Origin of the sequence: Halovibrio sp. HP20-59 (assembly GCF_033052795.2) — a bacterium.
Classification (GTDB): Bacteria; Pseudomonadota; Gammaproteobacteria; order Pseudomonadales; family Halomonadaceae; genus Vreelandella.
On sequence record NZ_JAWJUW020000130.1, the window covers coordinates 1 to 253 of the forward strand.

Sequence of the window (253 nt, forward strand, 5' to 3'; positions counted from 1 at the left end):
GTCATGGACCGCGAAGGGCACACGTGAAGAGTGCGCCGGCGACTTCACCGGATGGCATCCGGATGTCCATGTCCTGATCGATAATATCGATGTTCACTATCGATGGGCGCTCATGAGCCGTCCTCCGATGGAGCAGTGGTCAAAAAGACGCGTGGTACTGGTCGGTGATGCCTGCCACCCGATGTTGCCATTCATGGCGCAAGGCGCAGTTATGGCGATCGAGGACTCCGTGACGCTGGCCCGATGTCTTGCG

General features: G+C 58.9%; 1 protein-coding gene. It reads left to right on the top strand.

Annotation, left to right across the window (positions count from 1 at the left end; genetic code table 11):
* Positions 1 to 253 (top strand): FAD-dependent monooxygenase (locus RZA33_RS19635; RefSeq protein ID WP_317509932.1); only part of this gene is annotated, 253 nt, incomplete at both ends.